Origin of the sequence: Bradyrhizobium sp. AZCC 2176, from assembly GCF_036924645.1 — a bacterium.
Classification (GTDB): Bacteria; Pseudomonadota; Alphaproteobacteria; order Rhizobiales; family Xanthobacteraceae; genus Bradyrhizobium.
The window spans coordinates 4,487,767-4,501,932 of the sequence record NZ_JAZHRX010000001.1 but is presented as its reverse complement, the minus strand read 5'-3'; the positions used below and the strand labels follow the sequence as shown (position 1 = coordinate 4,501,932).

General features: G+C 58.4%; 12 protein-coding genes. 9 read left to right on the top strand and 3 right to left on the bottom strand.

All coding sequences use genetic code 11. From position 1 onward, the window contains the following. The first annotated feature begins 115 nt into the window (after window positions 1-115). Complete coding sequence (locus V1288_RS21180; protein WP_334358889.1) at window positions 116-955, top strand: ABC transporter ATP-binding protein; 840 nt, start codon at window positions 116-118, stop codon at window positions 953-955. A gap of 14 nt (window positions 956-969) precedes the next feature. Here the strand turns inward: V1288_RS21180 and V1288_RS21175 are convergent, their stop codons facing one another. Next, entirely contained in the window at window positions 970-2,130 is a 1,161-nt protein-coding gene (locus tag V1288_RS21175) for an AGE family epimerase/isomerase (RefSeq protein WP_334358888.1), read from the bottom strand. A 92-nt stretch (window positions 2,131-2,222) separates the two neighbouring features. On the opposite strand from V1288_RS21175, the gene V1288_RS21170 reads away from it, so the two are divergent. Together V1288_RS21170 and V1288_RS21165 are read left to right on the top strand one after the other, a co-directional pair. Continuing rightward, complete coding sequence (locus V1288_RS21170) at window positions 2,223-3,446, top strand: phenylacetate--CoA ligase family protein (RefSeq protein ID WP_334358887.1); 1,224 nt, start codon at window positions 2,223-2,225, stop codon at window positions 3,444-3,446. Next, the gene (locus tag V1288_RS21165; RefSeq protein ID WP_334361363.1) at window positions 3,431-4,093 is read left to right on the top strand and encodes a D-glycero-alpha-D-manno-heptose-1,7-bisphosphate 7-phosphatase; all 663 of its coding nucleotides are present in this window, start codon (window positions 3,431-3,433) and stop codon (window positions 4,091-4,093) included. The genes V1288_RS21170 and V1288_RS21165 overlap by 16 nt, the downstream gene beginning before the upstream one ends. A gap of 224 nt (window positions 4,094-4,317) precedes the next feature. Here the strand turns inward: V1288_RS21165 and V1288_RS21160 are convergent, their stop codons facing one another. Next, entirely contained in the window at window positions 4,318-5,334 is a 1,017-nt protein-coding gene (locus tag V1288_RS21160) for an NAD-dependent epimerase (RefSeq protein WP_334358886.1), read from the bottom strand. Between the two features lie 20 nt (window positions 5,335-5,354). After that, entirely contained in the window at window positions 5,355-6,638 is a 1,284-nt protein-coding gene (locus V1288_RS21155) for a nucleotide sugar dehydrogenase (protein WP_334358885.1), read from the bottom strand. A gap of 480 nt (window positions 6,639-7,118) precedes the next feature. Here V1288_RS21155 and V1288_RS21150 point away from each other — a divergent pair, with 480 nt between their 5' ends. The 6 genes from V1288_RS21150 (at window position 7,119) to V1288_RS21125 (ending at window position 14,088) form a co-directional block, all read left to right on the top strand. Continuing rightward, window positions 7,119-8,222 (top strand): DegT/DnrJ/EryC1/StrS family aminotransferase, encoded by a 1,104-nt coding sequence (locus V1288_RS21150; protein ID WP_334358884.1) that lies wholly within the window; start codon window positions 7,119-7,121, stop codon window positions 8,220-8,222. Between the two features lie 119 nt (window positions 8,223-8,341). Continuing rightward, entirely contained in the window at window positions 8,342-9,160 is an 819-nt protein-coding gene (locus V1288_RS21145) for a class I SAM-dependent methyltransferase (protein ID WP_334358883.1), read from the top strand. Window positions 9,161-9,169: 9 nt separating this feature from the next. Then, window positions 9,170-10,327 carry a glycosyltransferase gene (locus V1288_RS21140; protein ID WP_334358882.1) on the top strand — a complete coding sequence of 386 codons (1,158 nt, stop codon included), beginning with the start codon at window positions 9,170-9,172 and terminating at the stop codon, window positions 10,325-10,327. Continuing rightward, window positions 10,324-11,070 (top strand): class I SAM-dependent methyltransferase, encoded by a 747-nt coding sequence (locus V1288_RS21135; protein ID WP_334358881.1) that lies wholly within the window; start codon window positions 10,324-10,326, stop codon window positions 11,068-11,070. The genes V1288_RS21140 and V1288_RS21135 overlap by 4 nt, the downstream gene beginning before the upstream one ends. Window positions 11,071-11,084: 14 nt before the next feature. Then, window positions 11,085-12,251, top strand: coding sequence for a TIGR00180 family glycosyltransferase (locus V1288_RS21130; RefSeq protein ID WP_334358880.1), 1,167 nt, complete (start codon window positions 11,085-11,087; stop codon window positions 12,249-12,251). 10 nt (window positions 12,252-12,261) lie between these two features. Continuing rightward, the gene (locus tag V1288_RS21125) at window positions 12,262-14,088 is read left to right on the top strand and encodes an ABC transporter ATP-binding protein (protein WP_334358879.1); all 1,827 of its coding nucleotides are present in this window, start codon (window positions 12,262-12,264) and stop codon (window positions 14,086-14,088) included. Window positions 14,089-14,166 lie beyond the last annotated feature (78 nt).

Below are 14,166 nucleotides of genomic sequence, written 5' to 3'. Positions count from 1 at the left end.
TTCTCGGTAAATCGCAAGGATCTCTGGAATACTGGATCACCCGCTCCAGTGCGCAATTGCGCGCAAGGCGGGTGATGACAGCAGAGGGCTCTACTGACGATGTCAGGATCAGGACATGACTGAAGCAACCGTGATCAATCGTCCCGCGACGGCGGCGGCACCGGCCTCGCCGCTCCTCAGCGTCAGCAACATCGAGGTGGTCTACGACAAGGTCATCCTGGTGCTGCGCGGCCTCAGCCTCGAAGTGCCGAAGGGCGCGATCGTAGCCCTGCTCGGCGCCAACGGCGCCGGCAAGTCAACGACGCTGAAGGCGATCTCGGGCCTGCTCAAGACCGAGGACGGCGAAGTCATCCGCGGCGAAATCGTCTTCGACGGCGAACGCATCAACGGCATCGATCCCGACAAGATCGTCCGCCGGGGCATCTTTCAGGTGATGGAAGGCCGCCGCATCATATCGGACATGACATCAATCGAAAATTTGAAGCTCGGCGCCTTCACCCGGGCCGACAACGAGGTCGCCGCCGACATCGACATGGTGTTCAGATATTTCCCGCGGCTGAAGGAGCGCACCGGGCTCGCCGGCTATCTCTCCGGCGGCGAACAGCAGATGCTGGCGATCGGCCGCGCGCTGATGGCGCGGCCCAAGATGATCCTGATGGACGAGCCGTCGATGGGCCTGTCCCCGCTCCTGGTCAAGGAGGTGTTCGCGATCATCAAGGAGATCAACCGCGACCTCGGCGTCACCATACTGCTGGTGGAGCAAAATGCGCGCGCGGCGCTGTCGGTCGCGAGCCACGGCTACATCATGGAACAGGGCAAGGTCGTGCTCGACGGCACCGCCGACGAATTGCGCGACAACGAGGACGTCAAGGAATTCTACCTCGGCGGCGCCGGCGACCAGCGCAAGAGCTTCAAGAACCTCAAGAGCTTCAAGCGGCGAAAGCGGTGGTTGTGAGTGAATTCAGGCGCTCAGCCGAGCACCTGCTCCGCTTCCGCGACCGCGCAAAGCACATGGTAGAACGAAGATGCAGGGATCGTGGCAACCAGCGAGTTGCCGTCGCGATCGAACTGGTCATACCAGCCGCCCGCTACGGGATGGCTGAGATGATGCCGTTCGAGCCGCAACAACGCCGCGCGCGCTTCATCCGCAGCCCCCGCCTCGCCCGCTTCCGCCTGCGCGATCCACGCCTTGGCGATTTCGGTCTGCGGCCACAGCCGGCGCGTATGCCGCCTGATATTGCCGTTAGCGTCGCCCTCGTCGGTCAGGCAGCCGGTCGCCGCGTCGCGATAGCGCAGCGCGGATGCCAGCAATTCCCCGCGGTAGCGGCCGGTCGGGCAGCCGGTGATGCGTTCAAAGCCCTTCAGCAGCCAGGCCCATTCCGCCTGATGCCCGGGCTCGACGCTGACGGGCTCGATCTTCGACCAATCTTCCTCGAAATACTCCCCAAGCACCTGCAGCTGCTTGTCGTAGATGTTGGCCAGAAACAGGCTGAAGAAATTCCCGGCCCGGTTCTGGAACACCGTGTCGTGGGTCGCGTCAAACGCCGCGATCATCGCTTCGAACAGATGCATCTGCGGGTTCTGCCGCCGCGGCATCGAGACCGGCAATCCTTCGTGAACGCCGCCATGCGGCGAGCGCAGCTCCGTGTCGATGAAGTGACACAGCGCATCGATCTCGGCGCGGACCTGCGCATCGCGGTCGAGCCCATAGACGGTTGCAAGGGCGAGAAGGATAAAGGCGTGATCGTAGGAATCGCGCAGCGGGTCCCGTACAGCGCCATCCGACGTCAGTGTGTGCACGAAACCCGGTCGGCCATCGGGGGCTTTCGCCGTCGCCAGGAGATGCTCCAACCCTTTCAGTGCGATCGCACGGCCGTCCGGATACCAGCCCATTTGCGCCGCCTTGGCGTAGCAATAGATCTGACGCGCCTGCACGAAAACCCGGCGCGGCGCCGAAGCATCGGCACGGCCGTCGGAATCGAGCCGGTCGACGAAGCCGCCGCCCTTGTCGTCCCAGCCTTCCGTCGACCACAGCGGCAGGCAGTGGTCGATCATGCGAAGCTTGAGCTTCCCGACGATGTCGGCCGAAGCGCCAGCATCTGCCGCCGCAGCGGTGTGTCCTTCAGCCATTGCGTCCCCTTGAACATCAGCAAAACCGGTGGCCGCCGTCTGATACCACGTCAGAGGCGGCACGCAATCGACCCTAACTTGGGGAACTCGTCATGACGGACCATTACGACGCACTCGAGACGCGCGAGCCGGCCAAACGCGAGGCTGAGCTGTTTTCTCGTCTGCCGGACATCCTGCGCAAGGCGCTGGCCGCGCCGGCCTATGCCGAGCGGCTGGAGGGCATCGATCCGGCCTCAGTGACCAGCCGCGCCGCGCTGGCGCGCCTGCCGGTGCTGCGCAAGTCGGAACTCCCTGCCCTCCACAAGGCCGCGCCGCCGTTCGGCGGGTTCGTGGCCGGGCCTTTGGGATCGTTCGGGCGGCTGTTCACCTCGCCGGGGCCGATCTTCGAGCCCGAGCCGGTTCACGCCGACCCTTGGCGCGGCGCGCGGGCGCTGTTTGCGGCAGGCCTCCGGCCCGGCGACGTGGTGCTCAATACGTTCAGCTACCATCTGACGCCCGGCGGCTTCATTTTCGATGCGTCGGCGCGGGCGCTGGGCTGTGCGGTGATTCCGGCCGGCCCGGGCAATACCGAACAGCAGTTCGAACTGATCGAAGCCTATCGGCCGGTCGGCTATAGCGGCACGCCGGATTTCCTCAAGATCCTGCTCGACGCCGCCGCAAGCGCGGGCCGCGACGTTTCCTCGATCAAGCGCGCACTGGTATCAGGCGCGGCGTTTCCGAAATCGCTGCAGGACGAAGTGAAGTCGCGCGGCATCGATGCCTATCAGGGATTCGGCACCGCCGACCTCGGTCTGGTCGCGTTCGAAACGCCGGCGCGCGACGGCATGGTCGTCAACGAGGACCTGATCATGGAAATCGTGCGCCCCGGCACCGGCGATCCCGTGGCGCCCGGCGATGTCGGCGAAATCGTCGTCACCTCGCTCGACCCTCAGCACCCGTGGATCCGCCTCGCGCTCGGCGATCTCACTGCCGCTCTGCCGGGCGTAAGCCCGTGCGGGCGCACCAACATGCGCATCAAGGGGTGGATGGGCCGCGCCGACCAGACCACCAAGGTCAAGGGCATGTTCGTGCGCCCCGAGCAGGTCGCCGAGATCGGCAAGCGCCATCCCGAACTCGGACGGCTGCGCCTCGTGGTCACGCGATCCGGCGAGAGCGACGTGATGACGCTAAAGGCGGAAACGGCCGCGCCCGGCAGCCTCCGGGGAGATGACATCGCCGCGACGTTGCGCTCAGTGACGAAGCTCGGCGGCAATATCGAACTGGTCGCGGCGGGCTCACTGCCGAACGACGGCAAGGTGATATCCGACGAGCGATAAATAGACTTCACCATTCGACAACACTACCAGCAGCATATGCGGCCCAGGATTTCACTGGCCCCGCCACGACTGCTATAGTCTTCAGAGTTGTGAATGAAGCAGTATTCACTGGAAAGCGTAACCTGATTCAAGGCGATGAAATGAAGAGACCGGCAGTTTTCTTCGACAGGGACGGAGTGCTCAATGAGGACAAGGGTTATGTTTTCGAGATCAGTAAGCTGAGGTGGATTGACGGCGCGCGCGAAGCAGTGAAGGCCGCCAACGATGCAGGATGTTTTGCGTTCGTAGTTACGAACCAGTCAGGCGTGGCCAAGGGCCTTTACGAGGAAACTCAAGTTGAAGCATTACATAGATGGATGGCGGACGATCTGGCGAAGATCGGAGCTCACATAGACGCGTTCGAATACTGCCCTTACCATCCCAATGCGCTGATAGAACAGTATCGTCAGGTAAGCCATCGGCGTAAGCCCGCACCCGGGATGATCAACGATCTGCTGGAGCGCTTTCCAGTGGACATCAGTCGCAGCATTCTCATAGGCGACAAGCCCACCGACCTGGAAGCGGCGCGGGCCGCTGGCGTTCAAGGCTATTTGTACTCAGGCGGCCATCTTGCCCAATTCTTAAAGCCGCTCTTGCCTCTCAATTAAAGCGATACTGGCTGAACGATCGGACTGGTTACAACGCGCACTCCCGGTCCCCAACTGCTAGAGCAGACTCGCCCGCGTAGGATTGGTGCTCGCTCAGTCCAGGTTAGCATTACCGTGAGAAACGACGAAGGCAGATCTCGACGTTTTGCGAAGGACGTGCCGCGAATTGGGGGCTTGCGCAATCACATCGAACTTACGGCTTCTCGGCGATTCCGTCGCTTCTGCTAAACCTTGTGGTACTCGCGATACCATTTTGCAAATCGTTCGATGCCATCTTCAATAGTGGTCGCAGGTTTGAATCCAATGTCGCGGGCCAGATCCTCAATATCGGCATACGTTGCCGGCACGTCGCCGGGCTGCATCGGCAACATCTCTTTGATGGCCGCTCGCCCGAACTCCTTCTCCAGAAGCGAAACTACGTGCGTGATATCTTCAGGATTGTTGTTGCCTATATTGTAGACTTTCCAAGGCGCTCCGCTGCTTGCGGGATCGGGGACGTCGCCGGACCAGTTTGGATTGCCCCGTGGTGGGCATTCGACGAGGCGAACGATCGCCTCGCTGACATCCGCTACAAAGGTAAAGTCGCGACGCATGTTGCCATGGTTGAACAACTTGATCGGAGCGCCGCTCAAGATAGCTTTCGCGAAAATAAACATTGCCATGTCCGGGCGGCCCCAAGGACCGTAGACCGTGAAGAACCGTAGACCGGTGGCAGGAAGACCATACAAATGGCTGTATGCGTGCGACATCAGCTCGTTGGCCTTCTTTGACGCGGCGTAGAGACTGATAGGGTGATCGACATTATCCTGCACCGAAAATGGCAGTTTAGTGTTCGCGCCATACACGGAAGAGGAAGATGCAAAGAGCAGGTGTTTGCAGGCGTTGTGCCGGCAGCCCTCAAGTACGTTTATGAACCCTTCGATATTCGAATCGATATATGCGTGAGGGTTTTCGAGCGAGTAGCGGACGCCTGCCTGAGCTGCGAGATGAATGACGATGGGAAAACGATGCTGCGCAAAGAGCGACTTCATCGCTTCACGATCGGTCAGATCGAGCTTTACAAAGCTAAAATTCGAATGGCGCTTCAAAATCTCGAGGCGAGCTTCCTTCAGACCAGGATCATAATAATTATTGATGATATCGAGACCGACGACCTTGCGGCCGGCTGACAACAGACGTTGAGCCACGTGAAATCCGATAAAACCGGCTGCCCCGGTGACTAGTATCGCGCGATCGGACATCTTCTCTCCGGCTTGGCGCCCTAGAGCCGCCATAACTCGACGCCTTCAGGCCGCGAGCTGCGATCAAGCTTCAACTTGACGTCGAAAACAAGACCTTTGCTGTCTTGCAGTAACTGTTGAATAAGCGGCCAGCCGCCATCGATATAGCGAGCGTGCGCCACTGCCAGAATGACGGCGTCGGCAGGTCGCAGCGCATCCAGTTCAGTCAGCGCCACACCGAATTCTTGCCTGACCTCCGCAGCATTCGCCAAGGGATCATGCACCTGGATCGAGAGGCCAAACGACTCCAGCTCACGTATGATATCGACAACACGAGAATTGCGCGTATCGGGAACGTCCTCCTTGAAAGTCAGGCCCAGGATGGTGACGATCCCCGCGCGGCCTTTCCGCTGCAATAGCCCGCGAACACATTCCCTCGCGATTCGCTGGCCCATGCCGTCGTTGATGCGCCGACCGGCCAAGATGACTTCCGGATGGTACCCCGCTTTTTCGGCACGATAGGTCAGGTAATACGGGTCAACGCCAATGCAGTGGCCGCCAACCAGTCCCGGTTGAAAGGGCATGAAATTCCATTTCGTTCGGGCTGCCGCAAGAACATCGCCGGTATCGATATCGAGCGCTTGGAAGATCAGCGACAATTCATTCATGAACGCGATATTGAGATCGCGTTGCGTATTTTCGATGACTTTAGCCGCTTCGGCAACTTTAATGGAAGGTGCGCGATGAATGCCAGCGGTTACCACGGATCCGTACACGTCAGCAACAATGTCGAGGGTCTTCGCGTCCTGTGCCGACACGACCTTCATTATTGTTTCGAACCGGTGTTGCTTGTCGCCTGGATTGATTCGCTCCGGCGAATATCCGACATGGAAATCCAGGCCGGCCTTCAACGCGGATGCTTGTTCGAGTACCGGGATGCATTCCTCTTCGATCGCGCCCGGATACACCGTCGATTCATAGACGACGATATCATTCTTCTTGAGCACGCTCCCCACCGAGCGTGATGCGGCAATCATCGCACCGAGATCCGGTCGATGCGCCGCGTCGATTGGGGTCGGGACGGTGACGATATAGAAATCGCACTCCCGGATCGCCCTTACGTCGGCTGAAAAGGTCAATGACACGTGCCGCAGATCGCCCTTTTCGACCTCCCGGGTGCGGTCATGGCCCGCGTTCAACTCGGAAATTCGCGTCGCATCCACGTCGAAACCAACGACTGGAACGCGCGTTCGGGCAAATGATACTGCCACAGGCAATCCCACATATCCCAAGCCGATAACCGCGATACTGCGCCCGTGTGCCACTAACAAAACTATCCAGCTGAACCTGTCTTTCTAACGGTCTGTTTAAACCGCAGTGCCACCCTTCAGCAATAGCCTAATAACGGTAGCGACACCGGCGCGATCGTCGCGCAGGCGAATTCATTCGTTATCTCCGTAGCGCATTTTAGGCTGCCGACACGTCCGGACGACAAAGTGACGCCCACCCCGGCGGATTGGCTAGTTTCCAATATGGCGCCGCCATCCCCAAGATTGAACTTGACGTTCACGCCGTGAACGCAATACAAAACGTCGCAATCGGCGTTTGATGACTAACGTTCCTGGTGGCGGACCACCGTATGGTTCGCGGGCGGAACAAGTTTACAAATTGTCGCCCTTTCGTACCGACGAGTCACCCGGTCTGCGGTAGCTTGCGCGGGATATCGAACAGAGAATCCAGATGGCAACTGTCGGCGTCGCAGGCAAAGAAAAGGGCGTCTGCACGCCAAATGTTGAGATAGTTTCGTGATTCCTGTCCTTTTTCCATTTGCCCAATATAGGACGCACAAGGACGCAATTCAGACTGCAATAGCGAAGGTGCTGGATGGTGGCACCTACATTCTAGGTCAGGAGGTCGCCGCGTTCGAGCGCGCGTTTGCGGACTTTTGCGGCGTGGGCCACGCAGTTGGCGTCGGTAGCGGTACCGATGCACTCATCCTGGCGCTGAAGGCGCTTGACGTTGGCCGCGGCGACGAGGTCATCACCGTGTCTCACACCGCGGTTGCCACAGTTGCCGCGGTGCTGGCAGTCGGCGCTACTCCCGTATTGGTGGACGTCGATCCAACATTCTACACGCTCGACCCCTCAGCCCTCGATGCGGCGGTGAGCGAAAGAACAAAGGCGGCAATAGCAGTTCATCTTTACGGACAAACCGCCGATCTTGATGCAATTCATCTTTTCGCAAAACGAAATCGAATTTGGGTCGTAGAGGACTGCGCCCAAGCGGCGGGTGGGTTCTATCGAGGGCGGCGCGTAGGGACTTATGGGGATATCGGCTGTTTCAGTTTCTATCCAACCAAGAATCTGGGTGGCATCGGCGATGGCGGCATGGTCGTCGCTGCCGATCCCGCGATAGCCGATCGTGTCCGGCAATTGCGTCAATACGGGTGGGACGACCGACGGCAGACGCGAAAGCCCGGCGTAAACTCTCGGCTGGATGAAATTCAGGCAGCCATTCTCGGAGTAAAACTCCCCTTTCTTGACTCAGACAACGCTCGTCGGCGTGCCATTGCTGCACGGTATGGTGCGGGCCTTGCTGGCTTGCCGCTGACGACTCCAGCTCAGCGCCCTGGCTGTGAACACGTATATCATCTCTACGTCATCGCCTGCGCGGATCGTGAGGCGCTAAGGTCAAGCCTTGTAAAGTCTGGCATCGACTCTAGTGTTCACTATCCGTTGCCGGTTCACCGTCAAGCCGGCTACATGGAGGCAGCGGTGTTTCCACGCGATGGCCTTCCCGTCACTGAACGTCTGGTTGACCGAATTCTCACACTTCCTCTCTATCCGGAGATAAAGGACTCGGACGTGGAAATCATTATCCATGCAATCAGGTCGCACTTTGGGAGCTGATGATCAGAGCCATGTCGCCCGCACCAGCGCTGCGCCGCAAATGAGATCAAGCTTCCAATGCTTCCAATGATCGCACGCCCTGCAACAACGAGCCGTGCCAAGCGTCTTTTTCAACGATGATGTCCGATATTGATCTTGAACACTGGTCGCAGCTGGCCGCCAAGCATCGCGCTCCGATGAATTGGCGGCTCTTCTATGCGCGCCTGCTGGAAGGCATCGACTTCAAGGGTAAGAAAGTTCTCGACATTGGAGGAGGCATTGGCCTGGCCGCGACCTACGCGCTTGCGCATGGCGCCGAGCGCGCCACGCTTCTGGAGCCGGAAGCCGCAGGTAGCCAAAATCGCCAGCTCATTCGCGCGAGAAGCATACGCGAAGAATTAGGGCTGACGGATCGACTCGCAATCGAGCCCTGTACGCTGCAAGAATTCGACTGCCACGGCGGTAATTTCGACGTGGCGATTCTTGAGGCATCGATCAATCATCTGGATGAAGACGCAGTGGTATCCCTCCAGGAGAGCAAGTCCGCGAGGGAACAATATCGCGCGATCATAATCAAGCTGGGATCGCTCTTGCGTCCCGGTTCGACCATCGTGATTTCAGATTGCGCGCGACGCAATTTCTTCGGTGATCTGGGCCTGCGCAATCCGCTCGTGCCGAGCATCGATTGGCAGAAGCACCAACAGCCGAAGATCTGGATCAGGCTTTTCGAAGAATGCGGCTTTTCCACGCCGACGGTCCGCTGGGGCATTCACAATACGCTTGGATCCCTAGGCCGCCGGTTGCTCGGCAACGCCGTCGCCTTTTACTTCATCAGCAGCTATTTCATTCTGACGATGCGATACGACGGAATCAACCCACCGGAAGATTCGTCTCTAAAGCGCACGAACGACAGTTCACCTCAAGGCGGGAACGACGGTTCATCACGTCATGCCGGGTGAATGCGATCGATGAAACGCAAGTCTCTCCTTTTGGTGGCTTTGAGTTTTCCTCCTTCCCATGGAGGAGGCGGATTGAGGATTTTTCGCACGTACCAGCGCATGCTGCGCATGCTGCCGCTCGACATTGTCGTCATCACAGAGGCTGGCCGGCACTACAAGCCTGGATGGTCAATTTACGAAGAGATGCCGGTCTTTGCCTTGCCGCCCGACAGTTCCGCAATCTCGCTGCTCAAAGCCTTTCCGGCCTTTCTGAGCGGAGGAGGAGCGCGCCGTTTCGCCACTATGCACATTGCAGGCTTCTCCAAAGCTGCCCAGCTCATCGGCATTGCCGGTCTTGTCGCCGGAATCCCGGTGATCGCGGAAATGACTGTGGATCCCGATCCGCCAGGCCACCGGCTGCGCGACCGAATAGCGTTGTTGGCTATAACGAGAGCTAGATTGCTGATTGCACTCAATAACACGATCCGCGCGTGGTTCCTCAATATTGGCGTGGCACCGGAACGGATCTGGCTGCGCCCCAATCCGGTTGATCTTGACCTTTTTCGTCCGCCAACCGCCGCCGAGAGACTCGCGGCCCGTTCAGCGTTTGCAATATCGGACGGCGCATGCCTGAGCGTGGTCTTCGGCCGATTCCAACCACGCAAGAATCAGCGCCTCGCCGTCCAGGCCCTCGCGAACTTGCCACAACCACACCATCTGCTGTTGGCGGGACCTGCGTTCGCCGAAGACCAGGAGTATCTATCTTCAGTGCGCCGCGATATCGAGAGGTTGGGCCTGCAGCATCGTGTTATCATCCATGCGGAAACCGTCGCCGACGCCTCCAAAATCTATCACGCGGCCGATCAGCTCTGGCTAACATCAACGCGTGAAGGGTTGCCCAATGTCATGTTGGAAGCGTTGTGTTGTGGCGTTCCAGTGGTAGCCAATAGCCAACTTAACCTCCATGACCACGTTGTTGATGAAGTAAACGGCTGCCAGGCAAGCCCCGATCCTCAATCATTAGCTGAGGCCGCACTGGCGGTCCTGCCGCTTTCGGTGTCACCAATTGCTCGCCGGACAATTTCTGACCGGGCCCGACAGGCGTACAATGCCGACCATCTCTGCGCGGAATTCGCCGGACATCTGGCCGCGGTCGCGGGTCTTTCGGCAGAGGGTGCGGCGAAGTGACCGATAATTCGAACGTTCGTCAACGCCGGCTAAGCGATTATGCATCCAACACCGGCTTCTCGCTTCGCCGATGCTATGTCGATATGTTTTACTTCGATGAAGTGAAGCGATTGGAAGCCAAAGCCCGAGTCCTTGATCTTGGGGGCGTGCGAAAGCAAAGCATGCCTGGACAATTTGACATCGCCCACTTTGCGCTGGACGTCGTGTGCCTGAATATCCTGCCGTCAGCAAATCCAGATGTCATTGCCGTCGCAGAGGCATTGCCGTTCCACGGCGGGATCTTCGACGCCGTGATCTGCTCTGAGGTACTGGAGCACACCCGCGACCCGCGTGTTGTGTTGGCCGAAGTATCGCGGGTACTTAGGCCGGGAGGACGGCTTCTCATCGCGGTTCCGTTCCTTTATCAAATTCACGCCAGCCCGCACGACTTCGGACGCTACACCGACTTCTTCTGGAGGAGCGTGCTCGAAACACACGGATTCACGGTAGAGCGCTTGGAAAAGCAAGGTCTGTATTGGTCTGTCATGCTCGACTTCCTGCGCCTGCCGATCGATCGCGCTGCCGCCACAACGTCCAGCACGGTTCTACGCAAGTTCCTCCGTGCGATCCTGCGCTGGCCGCTAGCATGGGCTCGCCTCTGGGCGGTGAGGGTCGAGAGAAGGACCACAGTGCAGATGCACCCGGCTTTCTCTAGCTTCACAACTGGTTACGGCATCGTCGCCGTTCGCAATCCCGCGATTTGATGTTGAAAGCTGAGATGGTATCGCCGCTTCTAACCCTGCTAATGCCACTGAAGGGACGACATCTGTTTACCTTGCGCTTCCTCTGGCAAGCGAATAAATCTGCGCTTCCCTATCGTATAATAATCGCCGATGGCGAAGTTCATCCGCTTCTCGCCGGATTGCTGGAAGACCCCGCAACCTTTCCTAATCTCACCATCGAGTTCATTCGATACCCTGATGACACGAGTTTTAGCCGGTTCTATCAAAAGATGGCCGATGCAGCGGCTCGGGTTCGTACGCCCTTCGTTATGATGGTCGACAATGACGATTTCGTCATGCCCTCTGGCGTTGAACGCTGCATCGAATTCATGACCACTCACAATGAATATGTCAGTTGCGGCGGCGGAGTTGCGGGCTTTGCCCTGGACAAGGACAACAATTCCACTTTGGCGAACCTGACCGGTCCATTCAATCGCATTACCTACCGCTACTCGCAGAATTATCATTCCCGCGATCTCGCTGCACCGACCCTTGCCGAGCGTGTTCTGGATGGCTACGCCAACTACATGACTACGTACTACAACGTGTTCCGGTCCGCCGCGATGACGACGATCTGCCGCGAGTGCGCGGAGATGGATTTCTCTGACCTGGAAGTTCACGAATCTTACTTCGCGATGCGCACGTTGACGCTTGGGAAGGTGCGTTCCTCCGCTTCCTGCATATCGTACTTTCGTCAATACGGCACATCAATGGGCTCGGCTTTTAAGAAGGATTGGGTCCATCATCTGCTACATAGCCGCTTCACCAGCGACATCGATCACATGGTCAATCGTATCTCGTCGGAGGTCGCAGAAGCTGACGGCATTGATCCTGCCCCAATAGCTGGGGAAATTCGCGAGCTGTTCGCGCGTGGCCTGCGCATCAATCTCGCCCGGCGCTATTCACCGCCTCCGCGTCTGGAGCGGTTCAAGCAGCATGCACGCGGCGTCGCACCGCAATGGCTGCGGAAGCAGTATTCGCAGCGCCGGCGGGCCGTACGCCAAGAACGCGAGAACCTCTTCTCCAACCTGCGCGCCGACGGAGCAGACGATAACTACCTTGCGGCATTTCGCAGCGAGCTTGCCGCCATCGAAGATACGCTAACCGGCACGGAATTTTCGAGCTTTGTGAGCCGGTACGCGCCGGCGCTCTCGACTGCCTAGGTATCGACTGATGGAACAGATCCGCCTTAGCATCGCAATGTTGAATGCCGCCGGTCGCCGGCGGCTTGGTCAGCTCGGCGTTCTCATCCTCTTCAACACTATTCTTGAGGTTGCGACGGTTGGCATGATCCTGCCGTTCATCGCTCTGCTGAGCGATCCAACCCTCGTCGAAACACACGGGAGAATCCGGGCGATCTACAATATGCTTGGCTTGCATTCGACGACGACATTTTTGACACTAATCGGCGTGCTGCTGCTCGTTCTGGTCGTTTGCAAGAATATCTATCTCTATTGGTTGACACGGCTGCAGGCCGGGTTCGGCGCTTTCGAGGCCGCGCGGGTCTCGGAAAGACTCTTCTCGGGATATCTGGCCGCGCCCTTTCAGGCACATCTCAACCGCAATTCAGCGGAACGGATTACGACGGTTGATTATTCTGTCGACTCCGTATTCTCGCAGGTTCTGCTGTATGTCATCGTCTTCGTGACGGAGGCGTCCGTCATCCTCGCGCTAATCCTTTTCATGCTCTTTACGGAACCCAAACTGACGCTCGCACTTGGAATTGTGTTGGGCGGGTCCGCGACAATTCTCAGCGTGTACTTGAGACGGGAGCTAGTCGAATTAGGCAAAACCGGAATTCAACTGCGAGTTGCTCGACTGCAATGCCTGCAACAGGCGCTAACGAGCATCAAGGAGGTCAAGGTCCTCGGGCGAGAGCAATTCTTTCTCGAAACGTTTCGCGACTTGCGGCAAAAGCACGCCGCTAACCAGGCGCGCGCCTCTACAGTCGCTCAAATGCCACGACAGATCCTTGAATCTGTCGTGGTCGGTGGACTTCTCCTTGTCATCGTCATGATCTTGCTGGATGGCCGTGCAACCGCCGACATGGTGGCCGTGCTAGGCCTGTTTGCGATGGCGGCTTTCCGGATAATGCCAGCTCTGAACCGGATGGTGAACGCGTACAACACCATCAAGAACAGCCAAGCTGCGGTGGACGAGGTTTGGGCAGACCTCGCCGATCAGGAGCTTTCGACTCCCACTGCCCCCACCGAGCAGAAGCCAATCGGCTTCACCCGGGAACTTGAGTTGCGCAACGTATCATTCAGATATGAGGGAAGCTCGAATCTCGTCCTTGAAGATATATCGCTGCGCATTGTGCCCGGCGAATCAATTGGCTTCGTGGGACCATCAGGCGCTGGAAAATCGACACTCGTCGATATCGTCCTGGGCCTTCTCGCGCCACAGCACGGCCAGGTCGCAATCGACGGGTTCGATATAACCATTGACCCAAAGCGCTGGCGTCACCTCGTCGGTTACGTGCCTCAGTCAATCTCGTTAATCGACGACAGCCTGCGCAACAACGTCGCATTCGGCATTGAAGCTGATCGCATCGAGGAAGCCCGGGTCTGGCATGCGCTGAAGCTCGCCCGTCTGGATGATTTTTGCCGCTCTCTGCCAGACGGTCTTGGTACAATGCTGGGAGAACGGGGTCAGCGTTTGTCCGGCGGCCAGCGGCAGCGTGTCGGCATCGCGCGCGCGCTCTACCACGACCCCCAGATATTGGTTCTCGATGAGGCCACATCTGCGCTAGACAGCGAGAGCGAGAGGGACATCACCGACGCGATCGATGCGATGCGCGGGACCAAGACGGTCCTTATCATAGCCCATCGCCTAAGCACCGTGAAAAGGTGTGACAGGCTGGTTCTGTTGCGCAAAGGAAAGATCGAAGATATCGGAACGTTCGAAGAATTGGTCAGTCGCCGCAAAGATTTCCGGGAAACGGTTCGCTTGGCCGAACTTATTTCTCGTGCTCCCGATCTCTCTTCAGCCTTGCACTGAGATGCCCGGCACGAAATGTGCGATTGCAGGACGCAACGATTATCATCGTTCGATTCAGCCGCGCCCGACGGCTGGCAT

Excerpts from the sequence above, each read along its gene's own strand:
- V1288_RS21175 (WP_334358888.1), bottom strand. The coding sequence starts at position 2,130 with ATGGCTGAAGGACACACCGCTGCGGCGGCAGATGCTGGCGCTTCGGCC.
- V1288_RS21145 (WP_334358883.1), top strand. The coding sequence starts at position 8,342 with ATGTCCGATATTGATCTTGAACACTGGTCGCAGCTGGCCGCCAAGCAT.
- V1288_RS21140 (WP_334358882.1), top strand. The coding sequence starts at position 9,170 with ATGAAACGCAAGTCTCTCCTTTTGGTGGCTTTGAGTTTTCCTCCTTCC.
- V1288_RS21125 (WP_334358879.1), top strand. The coding sequence starts at position 12,262 with ATGGAACAGATCCGCCTTAGCATCGCAATGTTGAATGCCGCCGGTCGC.
- V1288_RS21160 (WP_334358886.1), bottom strand. The coding sequence starts at position 5,334 with ATGTCCGATCGCGCGATACTAGTCACCGGGGCAGCCGGTTTTATCGGA.
- V1288_RS21170 (WP_334358887.1), top strand. The coding sequence starts at position 2,223 with ATGACGGACCATTACGACGCACTCGAGACGCGCGAGCCGGCCAAACGC.
- V1288_RS21180 (WP_334358889.1), top strand. The coding sequence starts at position 116 with ATGACTGAAGCAACCGTGATCAATCGTCCCGCGACGGCGGCGGCACCG.
- V1288_RS21130 (WP_334358880.1), top strand. The coding sequence starts at position 11,085 with ATGGTATCGCCGCTTCTAACCCTGCTAATGCCACTGAAGGGACGACAT.